We start from the raw sequence: 14,564 nt of genomic DNA on the forward strand, positions 1-14,564 counted from the left end.
AAGTCATCCCTTCACCGCGCCGGCGGACATGCCCTGCACGAGGTAGCGCTGGATGACGGCGAAGACCAGGACGACGGGCACGGCGGCGACGACGCCACCCGCGGCCAGCGCGCCGAAGTCGACGCTGAACTCGCCCAGCGAGTAGGCGAGACCGACCGGCACCGTGAACTTCTCCTGCTCGTTGACGAACATCAGCGCGAACAGGAAGTTGTTCCAGCTGTGGATGAAGGCGAAGGAGCCGACCGCCACCAGCGCCGGGCGCAGCAGCGGCAGCACCACGGCGAAGAAGGCGCGCAGCCGGCCGCAGCCGTCCACCCACGCGGCCTGCTCCAGCTCCACCGGCACGTTCCGGATGAAGCCGCTGATCAGGATGAGCGAGAGCGGGAGCTGGAAGACGGTCTCGGCGATCACCAGGCTCCACAGCGAGTTGACCAGGCCGAGGGTCCGGAAGATCTCGAACAGCGGGATCAGCATCATCGCGCCGGGGATGAACTGCGTGCAGAGCATCCCGAGCATGAACGCCTTCTTGCCGCGGAAGTCGTACCGGGCCAGGGCGTAGCCGCCGGCCAGCGCGATCACCGTGGTCATGACCAGCGAGGCGACGCCGACCATCAGGCTGTTCCTGAAGAAGACCGCGAACCCGAGCTCGTTCCAGACGGTCTCGAAGTTGTCGAAGGTGATCGGCCAGGGCAGCAGCGAGGTCGATCCCCGGGGCCGGACGGCGAAGACCAGCATCCAGTAGAAGGGGACCAGGGTGAACAGGAGGTAGAGGCCGAGCGGGACCCAGATCTGCCAGCGGCTGACCCGCATCCTCTCCCGGCTCTTCGTGCCCCCGGGCGCCGTCAGGGGGCCGGGGAGACGTGGCCGTGCGGCCGTCTGGACGGTCATGACTTGGCTCCGAACTTGCTCAGTCGCAGGTAGGCGATCGAGAAGAAGGTCAGGATGAGGAAGGCGGCGGTGGTCAGCGCCGAGCCGTACCCGAAGTCGTGGGACTGCGCGGCCTTGCTCGCCACGTACAGGGGTAGCGTGGTCGTCGCGTGCGCCGGGCCGCCGCCGGTCAGCGTGTACAGCAGGTCGACGTTGTTGAACTCCCACACGCAGCGCAGCAGCGTGGACAGGACGATCGCGTCCTTGAGGTGCGGCAGCGTGACGTTCAGGAATCGCTGGCGACGGGTGGCGCCGTCCACCGACGCCGCTTCGTACAGCTCCCTGGGGATGCTCTGCAGGTCGGCCAGGAGCAGGATCGCGAAGAACGGCACCCCGCGCCACAGCTCGGCCAGGACCGCCGCCCAGAACACGGTGCCGGAGTGGGCCAGCGGGGCGGCGCCGTACTCGATGAGCCCCAGGTCGGCGAGGTAGCGGGACACGCCGGTCGTGGGGTTGTAGAGCAGCACCCAGATCCCGGTGGTCAGCACCCCGGACACGGCCCAGGGGGAGAACACCAGCGCCCGCGACAGTCCCCGGCCGACGAAGGTCTCGTTCACGATCAGCGCCAGGATGAGGCCGAACACCAGCTGCAGCCCCACCTCGACGCCGACCCACCGGACGCTGAAGCCGAGGCTCTGCCAGAACAGCGGGTCCTCGAACAGCAGCCGGCGGAAGTTGTCCAGGCCGGCGAAGCCGTTGTCCCAGGGTTTGGTGACGTTGTAGTTCTGCAGGCTGTAGTAGATGACGCTGGCCATCGGGTAGACCAGGAAACCGACCATCGCGATCACCGCGGGGGCGATCAGCAGGTAGGGGGTCCGCGCCGCGCCGCGCGGCCGGCGCATCCGATGGTTCGCCGTGGAGGCCGTGGAGATTGCCATGACCGGCGACTCCTTCGTGTTCGACGGGGGGATTCGGCGTCGCGAGCTGCAACCGGTTGCATGAAACATGGCGGACATCTGTTCGCAACGTCAAGGGCTCAATTTGGTAAACCGATCCCCACCAGCGATTTTTCCCATATTTTCCGAAGAGGGGTCGATGCAACCGTTGCCATGCCGTCGCGGAGGGCCCAACCCGGTGCCGTTGACAGCGCTGCAACCGTTTGCACTAATGTGCACGAGAGCGCGACGAAGGAGCACAGTGGCAGCGACGATCAGGGACGTGGCGCGGGCATCGGGAGTCCATGTCTCCACGGTCTCCCGCACCTTCTCGGCACCCCACCTGGTCAACGCCGAGACACGCAACCGGGTGCTGGCCGTCGCCGAGGACCTCGGCTACCGGCCCAACAGGGCCGCCCGCGCCCTCACCACGGGCCGCACCCACAACATCGGCCTGATCGTGGCCGACATCTCCAACCCGTTCTTCCCCCCGCTGATCAAGGCCGCCCAGGCGCACGCCAGGACCCGCGACTACCACGTGTTCGTGGCCGACACCGACGAGGACCCGCAGGTGGAGGAGGAGTTGATCCAGACCCTCACCAAGCAGGTGGACGGGGTGCTGCTGTGCAGCCCCCGCCTGTCCAACCGGGTCATCGAGCGCCTGCACGCCGACGTGCCGTTCGTCGTGGTGAACCGGCGGATCAAGGGGATGCCGACCATACTGATGGACGTCGCCCAGGGCGCCCGGCTCGCGATCGAGCACCTGACCGGGCTGGGCCACCGCAGGCTGGCCCTGGCCGCCGGACCGAGCGGCTCGTGGACCAGCGGGCAGATGCGCGAGGCCGCCTCCGCCGCGGCCGCCGCCTCCGGCGCCGAACTGGTGATCCTCGGCCCGAACGCGCCCACCGAGCAGGGCGGCCTCGCCGTCGCCGCCGAGGTGGTCGCCTCCGGCGCGACCGGCGTGCTCACCTACAACGACCTGGTCGCCATCGGGCTCATCGAGGGCCTGTACGAGAGGGGCGTGCGGGTGCCGGACGACGTCAGCGTGGTCGGCGTCGACGACACCCTCTCCGGACGGCTGAACCGGCCGAAGCTGACCACCGTCGCCATGCCGACGTCCGCCGCCGGGCGGATCGCGGTCGACCTGCTGCTGCAGTCCGTCGGCGACGGCAGGACTTCCACCCTGACCACCCTGGAGACCCGACTGGTCGTCCGGGAATCCACAGGAGAGGCGCGATCGTGAACGTCGAAGCCACACGGGACGGGGACGCCGCGGCGGCCGGGAACGAGGCCGGGCCGCGCCGGGTGTTCGGGATCACGCCGGGTGGGGAGGAGGTCGAGCGGCACACGCTGGAGAACGGCCGGATGCGCGCTTCGGTGCTCACCTACGGCGCCGTCCTGCAGTCGCTGGAGGTCTCCGGGGTCGACGTCGTGCTCGGCTGCGACACCCTGGACGACTACCTGACGCGCAGCCGCTACTTCGGCGCCGTCGTCGGCCGGTACGGCAACCGCATCGCGGGCGGCCGGTTCACCCTCGACGGCGTCACCCACCGGCTGCCGCTCAACAACGGCCCCAACAGCCTGCACGGCGGGCCCGGCGGCTTCTCCCAGCGCGTGTGGCGGATGGCCGAGGTCTCCCCGTCGGCGGTGACGCTCACCTACGTCAGCCCCGACGGGCAGGAGGGCTACCCGGGCACGCTGACCGTCTCGCTCACCTACACGCTGACCGGGGACGCGCTCCGGCTCGACTACCGCGCGACGACCGACGCGCCGACCGTGCTGAACCTGACCAACCACTCCTACTTCAACCTCGCCGGCGGCGGCGACGTCCTGGACCACGTGGTCCGCATCGACGCCGCCCGCTACCTGCCGGTCGACGCCACGCAGATCCCGACCGGCGAGCTCGCCCCGGTGGCCGGCACGCCGTTCGACTTCACCGTCCCGCACCGGATCGGGGACCGCGTCGGCGACCCGCTGCTGGGCGGCGGCTACGACCACTGCTACGCCCTGGACGGCGGCATCGAGGTCACCGACCCGGCGAGCGGCCTGACCATGGAGGTCACCACCACCGAGCCGGGCGTGCAGTTCTACACCGCCAACCTCCTCGACGGCGTCGCCACGCCGTACGGCAGGCACGCCGGGCTCTGCCTGGAGACCCAGCACTTCCCCGACTCGCCGAACAAGGAGCACTTCCCCTCGACGGTGCTGCGGCCGGGCGAGGAGTTCGCCTCCACCACCGTCTACCGATTCCGCTGACCGGCCCGGCCCGGCCCGGTCCCGCCCGGCCACCGTGCCCGTACCGCGCGGCGGTCCGGGGTATGAACCCCGGCGGGAACGCGGTCCGCGGGGACTCCGCCGGCCGCTCGTCTTTCTCGGGGGGCCGTCATGACCGTCTACACCCTGTCGATCATCGAGGGGGAGGCCGGCCGGGACGCGGTCGGCACGGAGCTCTTCTCACCCGGCTGCCCGGTCCACTTCAGCCAGCTCGACCCGTTCACGCTGACGTGGCTGTCGGAGAACGGGTACGAGGAGCCGAACCGGCACGTCCTCGTCACCCCGGCCGGCCGGGAACCCGCCGCGCTCAACGTCGTCGCCTCCCGCGAAGTGGACCTCTGACCCCGGCCGGCGCGGGGCCGGCCGTACGCGAGGCGGCGCGGGGCCGGCCGTCCGGTCCGGACGGCGGGCGCGGGGCCGGCCGTGCCGTCAGGCGGCGTGGGCCTGGCCGGTGAGCGCGGCGGTGGCCCCGAGCCCCAGGTAGACGACGCCGCTGCCGGTGTCCAGCCGGCGGCGGGCGCGGGCCGAGCCGCGCAGCCGGCCCGCCATGGCCGAGGCCAGCAGGGCGTAGGCGCCGTCGCTGGCGACGCCGAGGAGGATCCAGATGACGCCCAGCAGCATGATCTGCGGAGCGACCGCCCCCCGCGCCGGATCGGTGAACTGCGGCAGGAACGCCAGGAAGAAGATGGCGGTCTTCGGGTTGAGCACGTTGACCACGAAGCCCTCCCAGAACAGCCGGGAGCGGGAGGCGGCCGGCGGCGCGGCGGCGTCGAGGCCGCCGGAGCGGGTCATCAGCTTGCGCACCCCCAGCCAGATCAGGTAGGCCGCGCCGAGATATCTGACCACCGCGAACGCGGTCGCCGAGGCGGCGAGCAGGGCGCTGATCCCCAGCGCCGCGGCGGCCACGTGCACCACCGATCCCAGGTGGACGCCGAGCATCGAGACCATCCCGGCGCTCCGGCCCTGGGCGACGCTGCGGGTCACGATGTAGAGGACCGCGGGGCCCGGCACGAGCAGCAGGGCGAGCGTCGCGGCGACGAAGAGGGCGAGAGTGGTCAGGTCCGGCATACCTGGATCATAGAACGGCGGGTCACGCCGCCGCCGGTTTTCCCGGCCTCGGGCCGGGGAGCGCGTCAGACCGAGGCCGTGAGCGCCTCCAGCAGCGCGGCGGTGGCCGGGGGGAGGGGCGGCTCGCCGTACGTGGCGACGTGGATGTGACGGATCGAGCCGGGCAGTTCGGCCACGCCGACGGCGGGGTGGCGGTGCGCCCTCAGGGCGAGACCGGGCAGCACCGTCACCCCCATCCCGGCGACGACCAGCGCCTGGACGGCCACGACGTCGTCGGTGGTGAAGGCGATCTCCGGCTCGAAGCCCGCCCGGGTGCACAGGTTCACCAGATGGACGCGGCAGCGCTCGCAGCCGCCGATCCACCGGGCGCCGCGGTGCGTGGCCAGGCCGCCGGCGGGCGGGGGAGCGACGTCCGTGGGCGCACCGGTCCCGGGCGTGGTGTTCCCGGTCGTGGCGGCGCCGGAACCGGCCGGGGCGGAGGCCGGGGTGACCAGGTAGCTCGGGTCGTCCAGCAGGTGCAGCAGCCGGACGCCGTCCTCCTCGGGGGCGGTGCAGTCGTAGTGGAAGACCACCGCCGCGTCCACGTGGCCCTCGCGCAGCATGCGCAGCGCCTCCGGCGGCTCGGTCTCGGTCAGGCGCAGCTCCAGGCCGGGGTGCCGCCGGGCCAGCAGGGAGACGGCCGCCGGCACGAACGTGCCGAGCGCCGAGGGGAAGGCCGCCAGCCTGACCCGGCCCGCCCGCAGCCCCACGTGCGCCGACAGTTCGGCGGCCGCCGAGTCGACGCGGCCCACGATCTCGACGGCCCGTTCGGCCAGCAGCCGGCCGGTCTCGGTGAGCCGGATGCCCCGGCCCACCCGCTGGACGAGCTTGGCGCCCGTCTCGGCCTCCAGCCGGGCCAGGTGGTGGCTGACCGAGGGCTGGGAGTAGTGCAGCTCCCGCGCCGCGGCGGTGACGGAGCCGTGCCTGGCGACCGCGGCGAGCACGCGAAGCCGCACGATATCCAGCATTTATCAACGGTATCTATGAATTACCGGGAAATGAGGCATTAGACGGATGAGTTTCCGCCTCGCACGCTGGAGGGCATGGAGACCACCGTCATCACCCGGCCCGGCCTCGCGGAACTCGTCGAGGGGACCCGCGGGCTGGTCGCGAAGTCCATGAGCCCGCGCGAGACCGCCTTCGCCGTCGCGGACCTGCTGCGCGAACGGCTGCCGGCGCCCGGGATCCTCACCGAGGAGGAGCGGGCCGGAGACCCGGACCGCTACGCCACCCATGTCCTGCACACCGAGGCGGACCTCTCGGTCGTCGCCATCGTCTGGCGGCCCGGCCAGGAGACCGTGATCCACGACCACGTCGCCTGGTGCGTGTTCGGCGTGCTGCAGGGCGTGGAGTACGAGACGCTCTACCGCCTCGACGGCGACCACCTCACCGAGATCGGCCGTACGGCGAACCGGACCGGCGAGGTCAGCGGCTTCGCCCCGCCCGGCGACATCCACCGGGTCCGCAACATCGGGGACGGCACCGCCATCTCGCTCCACGTCTACGGCGCGGACCTCGGCGACACCCCGACCAGCGTCCGCCGCGTCTACGACCTGCCGGTCCGCTGACCCCGCCGCGCCCGCCCGCGCGGCACGGCACCGGCCGCGGCTCCGCACCGAACGGGTCCGCCGGGACCGGCCGGCCGTGCGGCGCGGGTCAGGGAGTGGGGCCGGGACGGTCGCCCTGGTCGGGCTTCCGTTCCAGGGCCAGGCTCTCCCTGATGGCCTCCAGCCGGGCCGCGCCCTCCACGTCGATGGCGGCGCGCTCGACCTCGATCATCCTGGCCTCGACGGAGCCGGACGTCAGCTCGGCCTCGCCGAGGGCGCGGGCGTAGCGCTTCTCGATCTTGTCGCGGACCTGGTCCATGGTGGGGGTCTCCCCTGCCGGAGCGAGGCCGGACAGGTCGCCCATGGCCCTGTTGAGCTGCTCCTGCATCGCGGCCTGGTCGAGCTGCGACAACAGGCGCATCCGCTCGGCGATCTTCTTCTGCAGGGCCATGGCGTTGGTCTCGACCGCCGCCCGCGCCTGGGCCGAGGACTGCCCGGCGCGCTCGTGCATGAGCTGGGCGTCCCGCAGGGCGGTCTCCGCCGCCACCAGCCGGGAGGCGAAGGCGCGGGCGGAGTCCTCGTAGGAGAGGGCCTTGCGTTCGTCGCCCGCGGCCCTGGCCTGCTCGGCCAGCAGCACCGCCTGGCGGGCGTTGGCCTGGAGCCTCTCGGTCTCCTCCAGCGAGCGCGTGAGCTTCATCTGAAGCTCACGCTCGTTGCCGATGACCGCCGCGGCCTGCTGGGAGAGCCGCTGGTGCTGCTCCTTGGCCTCCTGGATGGCCTGCTCGATCTGGATCCGCGGATCGGACAGCTCGTCCAGCCTGCCGGACAGGGCGAAGACCAGGTAGCGCCACGCCCGGCGGATGACCTTGAACATGTGGGCTCCTCTTGTCGATCCTCATCGGTCCGGCGCGTCGTGGGGGTCCAGCGCGTCGCGGGTGATCCGTTCGGTTTCGTGCAGGCCCTGCCGGACCCCTTCGAGGCTGTCGGCCAGCTCGTCGAGGACCCGGGCCGGCTCCAGGGCGCCGGCCGCCGTCATCGCCGACAGCTCCACCACGCGGGCGACGAGCCCCTCGATGCCGATGGCGCTCGACTCCATCCGGGCGAGCACCTGGTCCCTGGTCTCGGTGAGCCGGTCGATCACGTCCCGCTGGGCGGCCAGCGAGGCGAGGGCGCGGCCGATGTCATCGGTCACACTCTTCTTCGCCGTTCCCAGCTCCCGGGTCAGGCGGTCGTGTTCGCGGGAGAGCTGGACGGGGTCGAAGCGCCCGAGCGCCGTGCCGGTGCGGGAGGCCTGTTCGGCGAGACGCTCCAGTGTGGCCAGGGCGTCGTCGATCCGGGGCCGCATCAGCGCGATCCGCCCGGCGAACGGGCCGCCTCCCATCGAGGCGCTCAGCTCACCGAAGTCGCGGGCCGCCGAGACGGCCCGATCCAGCCAGTAGGCCTCCCGGCTGCCCGAGGCGACGACACGCGCCGCCGGACGCGCGCCGCGCCCCTGCGCGAGGGCGACGCCCGCCTTGACCAGCCAGACGGTCACGCCGACGAAGGCGGCGGCGGCCGGGTGCACGTCGACGGCCCAGGCGGCTCCGCCGGCGGTCGCGCCGAGCAGCAGCCCCCAGGGGTCGCGGAGTTCCTCGATGAGGCGGGACGTCGGGGACATCAGAAGTTGGATATCACCGCGGTGAACACCTGGTCGATACTCCCCGCCTCACGGGAGTCGTACGCGGCCGCGTCGGTCGCCTCGGAGATCTTCCTGAGCACGTCGAGGTCGGCGTCCTGGCCGTAGGCGATGGTGAACATCCGCACCGACTCCCGGCCGGTCTCGGCGCGCAGGGCGGGCAGCAGGTTCTCCAGGGAGACGCCGTCGGTGTCCTCGTTCCTGCCGTCGGTCAGGAAGACCACCGCGTTGATCGCGCCGTCGTCGTGCCGGCCGAGCACGTGCCGGTAGGCGGCGAGCGCGGTGTCGTAGAGGCCGGTCCCGCCGTCGGGGGTCAGGCCGGCCAGCCGTTCCCGCAGCTCCTTGAGCCGCCCGGCGTCCGCGGCGCGGATCGGGGCCAGCTCCAGGTGGTCCCGGGGGCCGTCCCGCCCGGTGGAGAACATCCACAGCCCGACCCGGTCGTGCGGACCGAACTGCGACAGCGCGGTGGACGCCGCCTGCCTGGCCAGGTCCAGCTTGGTCCCGCCGGTGCCGGCCACCGTGGCGCCCATCGAGCCCGAGACGTCGATCACCATGAGCACGTTCGCGGGCCTGCGCAGGTCGGCCCAGCCGGCGAGCACCCTGTCCAGCACGTTGGGGGCGGGCGGGTTCAGCGTCGCCTTCGGCTCGGCGGGCAGCAGCCCGTTCGCCTCGGTGATCAGCTTTCCGGGTCTGCCGTCGTGCGACCGGAAGGCGGCGGCGGCGAACCGCTCCTGCTGTTCCGGCGCCCGCAGGTACGCCAGGAAGTCGGCCGCCACCGCGCGCCTGGCGTCGTCCACCCATGGCGCGGTCAGCACGGCGTAGGGGTTGTCGGAGTAGAGCGTGCCCTCCTTCGGGTAGATCGCGACCAGCGGGACCTTCGGCCTGGCGTGCCGGCCCAGCGTCGCGGGGTCACCGGTCGGGTTGCCCTGGTTGTAGTCCCAGACCGACTTCTCCTCCACGGCCACCGCGGAGATGTAGCCGAGCCCCGCCCCGGCGTCGTCGGCCCGCTGCAGGTTCGACAGGAAGGTCAGCGTGGTGTCGCCGTAGTGGACGATCGAGCGCTCCACCCCCCGCACGAACTCCCTGGTCCGCTTGTCGGCGACGTTCTTCTCCGTCAGGTCGCCGGACAGGCCGGTGGCGGCGAAGTAGGCGCCGATGGTGGCGTTCAGGCCGCTGGTGGAGAAGTTCGGGTTGGTCTTGCCCAGGCGGAAGGCCCCCCACTCCGGGTGGCCGTGGCCGGCCCAGGAGCCGGTGGACAGGTCGAGCAGGTCGGACCAGCCGAGCTTCTTGCCCGGCCAGCCCAGCGCCTCGGCCATCGGCTTGGGCATCGCGACGACCAGCGGCGTCTTGGCGATCGAGGGATTCTCCAGGGCGACCGGAGCGCCGGTGTCGGACGCGGTGGCGCGCTGCCGGAGCAGCGTGACCCAGCCGCTGCTCGCCGGGGACCAGACGTCGGGGCGGGGGCCGTCCCGGCGCTCGTCCCAGCCGCGGGCCAGCGCCAGCATCGCGCCGCCGCTGGCCACGTTCTCGACGACCACGTCGGCGCAGCGCCCGCCGACCTTCCGGCCGCTGTAGCGGTCCGCCATCTCCCGCAGCAGCCCGGCCTTCTCCGGTGAGGCCGCGACGGTCAGCGTGGTCTTCTCGCCGTCGCACCGCCCGGCGGGCCCGGCGCTGTGCCCGTTGTCCCCGGCCGTGCCGCCCGGCCCCCTGCTCTCGACGTAGAGCCGCAGGCCGACGATCATCGCTCCGGCGAGGATGATCGCGATGACGAACGGGGCGAAGTTCCTGCGCCGTCGTGGCGGCTGCTGGTACAACCCTGCCTCCCGGGGGGTGTCGGTATATATCCGACGAACAACCCCTCGCCGAAGTTCACCACCGCGGCGATCTACGGCGGCCCGTCCGGAACCGGCGGCGGTCCGGGACGTCGGCCGGTGATCCGCGGGTTCAGCGGGATCCGGCGAGAGACCACAGGGACACCGCCATGAGGAGGGCGGTCAACCCGCCGCAGATCATCACGATGGAGATCGGGAAGGCATCGACGAGGCGGCCGCCGAGGAACGCGCCGAGGGCGAAGGTCGCCTGGAACGAGGAGGTGAAGAGGACCATGGCGGCTTCGGGCGCGTGCGGGGCGGCGCCGGTGAACGACGCCTGCGAGCAGACGGGCACGCCGCCGTAGGCAAGGCCCCAGAGCACGAGCGACATCGCGGCGCCGGCGGCCGTGGCGCCGGCCCAGGGCAGCAGCAGGGTGACGGCCGCGATCAGGCAGCCGCAGGCCACGAAGGCGCCCCGGGGGCGCGTGGCGACGGCCCTGCCCGCCAGGAAGTTGCCGGCGATCCCGGCCGCGCCGTACGCCAGCAGGACGGCGCTGACGGCCGCGGGACGCAGGCCGGTGACGTCCTGGAGGAAGGGCGTGACGTAGGTGTAGGTGCCGAAGTGGGCCAGGACGACGAGGAAGGTGGCCAGCAGGGCGACGACGGTGCCCCGGGCGCGCAGCAGGCCGAGCAGGACGCGGAGGCCGGTGGCCCGGTCACCGGGCAGCGGCGGCAGCAGCACCAGCAGGGCGGCCAGGACGAGGACGGCCAGCGCGGCCAGGGCGAGGAACGAGACCCGCCAGCCGGCGAGCTGGCCGAGGAGGGTTCCGGCGGGTACGCCGAGCACGGAGCCCAGCGGCACGGCGGAGAAGATGACGGCGGTGGCGGTGCCGACGGACTGCGGCGCCACCAGGCGGCCGGCCAGCCCGGCTCCGATCGACCAGAAGCCGCCGATGGTGAGGCCGACGAGCACCCTGGAGACCAGCATGACCCAGTAGGAGGTCGCCCCGGCCGCCAGGACGTCGGCGACGGCGAGCACCGCCATGAGGACGCACAGCATCACGCGGCGGTCCAGGCGGGCGGTGGTCAGCGTGACGGCGGGCGCGGCGACCGCGGCGACGACGCCGGGCAGCGCCATGGTGAGCCCCGTGATGCCGTCGGAGACGCCGAAGTCGGCGCCGATGGCGGTCAGCAGGCCGATGGGCAGGATCTCGCTGGTGACGATGGCGAAGATCCCCAGCATGAGCGAGATGATCGCGAACCAGTCGATGAGGGGCGGGCGAGGCCGGGTGAGCGTGGTCGTTGGCATGGTTCCCGTTCGGGCGAGGGCGTGCGGACTGCGGGCGTCCAGCCAAGCAGGGACGAGGCGGTGGGCACCGGCAGATTTCGGACCACACCGTCGCCGGAACGGGTGTCGGGGACGGCCCCGCTCCGGACCCGAGCCGGAGCGAGCGGGGCCGATCAGCCGGTGACCCTCCGGTGGAGCAGGTCGGCGAGTGTGGCGTGCAGCTCCTCCAGCGGGCGGTCCGGGTGCAGCGCCCGGCGCTCGATGGAGACGGTCACCACCATGCCGAACACGGCGGTCGCCGCGGTCTCGACGTCCAGGCCCTCCCGCACCAGGCCCTCGGCCACCGCCCGGCGCAGCACGCCGGCGTAGACGCCCAGCACCTGGTCGCGCAGCCTGGCCACCGCGTTCTGCCAGGCGGTGCGACACATCTCGGCGGTGCCCGGCTCCCGGCCGGTGAACCAGCGCAGCCCGGCGATCAGTCCGATGGCCGGCACCACGGCCAGGACGTAGGGCAGGCCCCTCCGGCGGGGGAGTAGGCCACGGGGTGATCGTAGGAAGGCCGGTCCGCCGGGACAAGGGGCATGGCGCTTGCCCCGCGCTCCATTTCCGGCCGCGCCCGCCGGGTGTCCCCGGCGGGCGCGTCAGGGCTCGCCCCGCCTCCCGCTCAGGGGAAGACCGGGGCAGGCGACACCAGCCGGTCCGGCACCCGCTGCGCGCGCCGCATCGCCCTGGACGGCCACCAGCTCGCCTGGCCGATCAACGTCAGGACCGACGGCAGGATCATGACCCGGATGACGAACGCGTCCAGCAGCACGGCGACGGCGAGACAGAAACCGATCTGCTTCATCTCGGCCAGGTGGAGGAACACGAAGCTGGCGAACACCGTGACCATCACGATCGCGGCACTGGTCACCACGCCCGCCGACCTGCCGATGCCGTCCAGCACGGCCTGCCGGGTGGGTACCCCGGCCAGCGCGGCCTCCCTGATCCGGCTGACCACGAAGACCTGGTAGTCCATCGAGAGTCCGAAGAGGATGACGAAGAGGAACAGCGGCACCCGGGAACCGATCGCGCTGGTGGCGGCGGGATCGAAGCCGAACAGCCGGCTCGCCAGGCCGTGCTGGAAGAACACCACCAGCAGGCCCATCGCGGCCAGGGCCGACAGGAGGTTGAGCGCGACGCCGACTAGTCCGAGGACCACCGAGCGGAACACGACGACCGTCATGACGAAGGTCAGCAGCAGGAGGAATCCCACGACCAGGGGCAGTTTCTCGTTCTGGTGGTCGAGGTAGTCGACATCGCGGGCGATGTCCCCGGTGACCGCGGCCTCGACCCCGGGCAACCTGCCGACCGTGGCGGGCAGCAGCTCCTGCCGGACACGCGTCAGGGAGGCGAGCGCCTCGTCCGAGCTCAACCTGAACGGGACGGGCAGGTCGAGGACGGCGATCCGCCCGTCGGCCGACACCCGCGGTACCGGACGGGCGTCCAGGGCGAACAGCGGGTCGGCCTGGGCCCGTCGGCCGAGGTCCCGCAGGGCCTGGGACATCCGGGCCGTCTGGGACGGCTCGCCGCGCACGGCTATCTGGTGCGTGGCCCGCAGCTCGGGGAACGCGCCGGTCAGCCGGTCATAGCTTCGCAGCTCCGGGATCTCGCGCGAGTGGCTGTCCTTGTTCAGCACCCGCATCTGCATGCCCAGCGTGGGAAGCGCCAGGCCTGCCATGAGGAGCACCGACACGCACAGTGTGATCGCCGGATGCCGGTTCGCGGGACGTAGCAGCGCGGACCACACCCGTCCGGTCTCCGCCCGCTTCTTCGCCGGTGCGCGCCGCGCCGCGCGGCGGCTGCTCCGGCGGCCGATGACCACCAGCAGCGCGGGCAGCGCGGTGAGCGAGCTGATCATGGCGACCAGCACGACGACGATGGTGCCGGTGGCCAGCGAGGAGAAGACGATGTCGGTGGCGAGGTACAGGGTGGCGGTGGAGACGACCACCGCGAAGCCGGAGACCATGACCGCCCGGCCCGAGGTCGCCGCCACGATCTCCACCACGGCCTCCGGGCTGGGACGGTCGGCACGCGCCCGCTCCTCCCGCTCGCGTTTGAGGTAGAAGAGCGTGTAGTCGACGCCGACCGCCATGCCGATCAGCAGGATGACGTTGTTGCCGACGCCGGCGTCCGGGACGACGTGTGAGAAGACCATCGACAGGCCCATGGCGGCGACGATCGAGGACAGCGCCAGCAGCAGCGGGACGCCGGCCATGAGCACCGAGCCGAATACGACCAGCAGGGTGATGAGCGTGACCGGGAGGGTGATCGTCTCGGAGAGCGCGAGGTCATCGCCACGCTGCTTGTCGACGCCCTTGCCGATCGAGGCGTTACCGGTTTCCTCCACGATGAGGTCCGGGTGGCTCCGCTGCACCTGGGCGGTCTGTTCGAGGAGCCGATCGACGTGGGATTTGCCCTCCAGTTCGGCGCCCTTCATGGTCACCGTCACCAGGAGCATCGTGCCGTCAGCCGAGACGGCCGGGGCGGCCACGCCTTCGACCTCGGGCAGCTTCCTCATTCGGGCTGTGACGTCCCGAGCGGCGGCGGTGGCCGCCCTCCGGTCCAGCGCGCCGGACCTGGCATGGATCATGACCTGTTCCACGGGTCTGCGCTGCAGGCCCCCGTCGGCCGCCATCGCCTCGGCGCGGCCGGCCTCGCCGACCCGGTAATCCTCGCTGGTGGCGCTGTTGGTGCCGGCCGCCACTCCGGCGCCGAGGCACAGGGCGACGAACAGGAGCCACGCGGCGACCGCCCGCCACGGGTGGGTGGCACTCCACCTCGCCACCCGCACGACCAGGGAACGACGTCCGGGTGATGCGGTCATCGAGCCCCACCGCCCGGCATGTCGCCGCCGCTTCGGCCGCGGGCGGCGCGCGGTTCAGGCGCCATGGACCGGGCGAGCCCGGGGGAGGATTTGCGTTCGAGCAGCATGAGCTGCTCTCCTTTCCTTGGAGGATCGTGCGCTTGAAGGCACGCCGATACGGCGTGGTCGCGCGACTTCCGCTTGCCGGGGTGGCG

Annotated in this window: 14 protein-coding genes; 4 read left to right on the top strand and 10 right to left on the bottom strand. The window is 72.3% G+C overall.

The genetic code is table 11. The annotated features are described in order from the left end of the window. Positions 1 to 3: 3 nt before the first annotated feature. Together IEZ10_RS07805 and IEZ10_RS07810 are read right to left on the bottom strand one after the other, a co-directional pair. Complete coding sequence (locus tag IEZ10_RS07805) at positions 4 to 888, bottom strand: carbohydrate ABC transporter permease (RefSeq protein ID WP_189245817.1); 885 nt, start codon at positions 886 to 888, stop codon at positions 4 to 6. After that, on the bottom strand, positions 885 to 1,805 hold the full coding sequence (locus tag IEZ10_RS07810) for a carbohydrate ABC transporter permease (RefSeq protein WP_189245818.1): 921 nt from the start codon (positions 1,803 to 1,805) through the stop codon (positions 885 to 887). Before IEZ10_RS07810 ends, IEZ10_RS07805 begins: the two co-directional genes overlap by 4 nt. A gap of 259 nt (positions 1,806 to 2,064) precedes the next feature. Between IEZ10_RS07810 and IEZ10_RS07815 the strand changes: the two genes are divergently transcribed. The 3 genes from IEZ10_RS07815 (at position 2,065) to IEZ10_RS07825 (ending at position 4,418) form a co-directional block, all read left to right on the top strand. Beyond that, complete coding sequence (locus tag IEZ10_RS07815; protein WP_189245819.1) at positions 2,065 to 3,045, top strand: LacI family DNA-binding transcriptional regulator; 981 nt, start codon at positions 2,065 to 2,067, stop codon at positions 3,043 to 3,045. Then, on the top strand, positions 3,042 to 4,058 hold the full coding sequence (locus IEZ10_RS07820) for an aldose epimerase family protein (protein ID WP_229811055.1): 1,017 nt from the start codon (positions 3,042 to 3,044) through the stop codon (positions 4,056 to 4,058). Before IEZ10_RS07815 ends, IEZ10_RS07820 begins: the two co-directional genes overlap by 4 nt. A 129-nt stretch (positions 4,059 to 4,187) precedes the next feature. Continuing rightward, positions 4,188 to 4,418, top strand: a complete 231-nt coding sequence (locus IEZ10_RS07825) for a hypothetical protein (RefSeq protein ID WP_189245820.1) — start codon at positions 4,188 to 4,190, stop codon at positions 4,416 to 4,418. 87 nt (positions 4,419 to 4,505) lie between these two features. Here IEZ10_RS07825 and IEZ10_RS07830 read toward each other — a convergent pair whose 3' ends face one another. Both IEZ10_RS07830 and IEZ10_RS07835 read right to left on the bottom strand, forming a co-directional pair. Next, entirely contained in the window at positions 4,506 to 5,144 is a 639-nt protein-coding gene (locus IEZ10_RS07830) for a LysE family translocator (protein WP_189245821.1), read from the bottom strand. Between the two features lie 65 nt (positions 5,145 to 5,209). Then, complete coding sequence (locus IEZ10_RS07835; protein ID WP_189245822.1) at positions 5,210 to 6,151, bottom strand: LysR family transcriptional regulator; 942 nt, start codon at positions 6,149 to 6,151, stop codon at positions 5,210 to 5,212. Positions 6,152 to 6,226: 75 nt separating this feature from the next. On the opposite strand from IEZ10_RS07835, the gene IEZ10_RS07840 reads away from it, so the two are divergent. Further along, positions 6,227 to 6,751 carry a cysteine dioxygenase family protein gene (locus IEZ10_RS07840; RefSeq protein WP_189245823.1) on the top strand — a complete coding sequence of 175 codons (525 nt, stop codon included), beginning with the start codon at positions 6,227 to 6,229 and terminating at the stop codon, positions 6,749 to 6,751. An 88-nt stretch (positions 6,752 to 6,839) separates the two neighbouring features. Here the strand turns inward: IEZ10_RS07840 and IEZ10_RS07845 are convergent, their stop codons facing one another. The 6 genes from IEZ10_RS07845 to IEZ10_RS07870 all read right to left on the bottom strand — a co-directional run bounded on the left by IEZ10_RS07845 (position 6,840) and on the right by IEZ10_RS07870 (position 14,370). Continuing rightward, the gene (locus IEZ10_RS07845) at positions 6,840 to 7,604 is read right to left on the bottom strand and encodes a PspA/IM30 family protein (protein WP_189245824.1); all 765 of its coding nucleotides are present in this window, start codon (positions 7,602 to 7,604) and stop codon (positions 6,840 to 6,842) included. 21 nt (positions 7,605 to 7,625) lie between these two features. After that, entirely contained in the window at positions 7,626 to 8,387 is a 762-nt protein-coding gene (locus tag IEZ10_RS07850) for a hypothetical protein (protein ID WP_189245825.1), read from the bottom strand. Next, positions 8,387 to 10,219 (bottom strand): substrate-binding and VWA domain-containing protein, encoded by a 1,833-nt coding sequence (locus IEZ10_RS07855; RefSeq protein WP_229811056.1) that lies wholly within the window; start codon positions 10,217 to 10,219, stop codon positions 8,387 to 8,389. Before IEZ10_RS07855 ends, IEZ10_RS07850 begins: the two co-directional genes overlap by 1 nt. Positions 10,220 to 10,349: 130 nt before the next feature. Beyond that, complete coding sequence (locus IEZ10_RS07860) at positions 10,350 to 11,525, bottom strand: MFS transporter (protein WP_189245826.1); 1,176 nt, start codon at positions 11,523 to 11,525, stop codon at positions 10,350 to 10,352. Positions 11,526 to 11,677: 152 nt separating this feature from the next. Continuing rightward, positions 11,678 to 11,998: a hypothetical protein gene (locus IEZ10_RS07865; RefSeq protein WP_189245827.1), complete on the bottom strand. Its 321-nt coding sequence runs from the start codon at positions 11,996 to 11,998 to the stop codon at positions 11,678 to 11,680. A 170-nt stretch (positions 11,999 to 12,168) separates the two neighbouring features. After that, positions 12,169 to 14,370, bottom strand: coding sequence for an MMPL family transporter (locus IEZ10_RS07870; RefSeq protein WP_189245828.1), 2,202 nt, complete (start codon positions 14,368 to 14,370; stop codon positions 12,169 to 12,171). Between the last annotated feature and the right edge of the window lie 194 nt (positions 14,371 to 14,564).

The sequence above is a fragment of the Streptosporangium pseudovulgare genome (assembly GCF_014648055.1).
In the GTDB taxonomy this organism is placed as follows: domain Bacteria; phylum Actinomycetota; class Actinomycetes; order Streptosporangiales; family Streptosporangiaceae; genus Streptosporangium; species Streptosporangium pseudovulgare.

Bases quoted from the DNA above. Each gene is read 5' to 3' on its own strand.
- IEZ10_RS07805 (WP_189245817.1), bottom strand. From the start codon at position 888: ATGACCGTCCAGACGGCCGCACGGCCACGTCTCCCCGGCCCCCTGACG.
- IEZ10_RS07810 (WP_189245818.1), bottom strand. From the start codon at position 1,805: ATGGCAATCTCCACGGCCTCCACGGCGAACCATCGGATGCGCCGGCCG.
- IEZ10_RS07825 (WP_189245820.1), top strand. From the start codon at position 4,188: ATGACCGTCTACACCCTGTCGATCATCGAGGGGGAGGCCGGCCGGGAC.
- IEZ10_RS07830 (WP_189245821.1), bottom strand. From the start codon at position 5,144: ATGCCGGACCTGACCACTCTCGCCCTCTTCGTCGCCGCGACGCTCGCC.
- IEZ10_RS07835 (WP_189245822.1), bottom strand. From the start codon at position 6,151: ATGCTGGATATCGTGCGGCTTCGCGTGCTCGCCGCGGTCGCCAGGCAC.
- IEZ10_RS07840 (WP_189245823.1), top strand. From the start codon at position 6,227: ATGGAGACCACCGTCATCACCCGGCCCGGCCTCGCGGAACTCGTCGAG.
- IEZ10_RS07845 (WP_189245824.1), bottom strand. From the start codon at position 7,604: ATGTTCAAGGTCATCCGCCGGGCGTGGCGCTACCTGGTCTTCGCCCTG.
- IEZ10_RS07850 (WP_189245825.1), bottom strand. From the start codon at position 8,387: ATGTCCCCGACGTCCCGCCTCATCGAGGAACTCCGCGACCCCTGGGGG.
- IEZ10_RS07860 (WP_189245826.1), bottom strand. From the start codon at position 11,525: ATGCCAACGACCACGCTCACCCGGCCTCGCCCGCCCCTCATCGACTGG.
- IEZ10_RS07870 (WP_189245828.1), bottom strand. From the start codon at position 14,370: ATGACCGCATCACCCGGACGTCGTTCCCTGGTCGTGCGGGTGGCGAGG.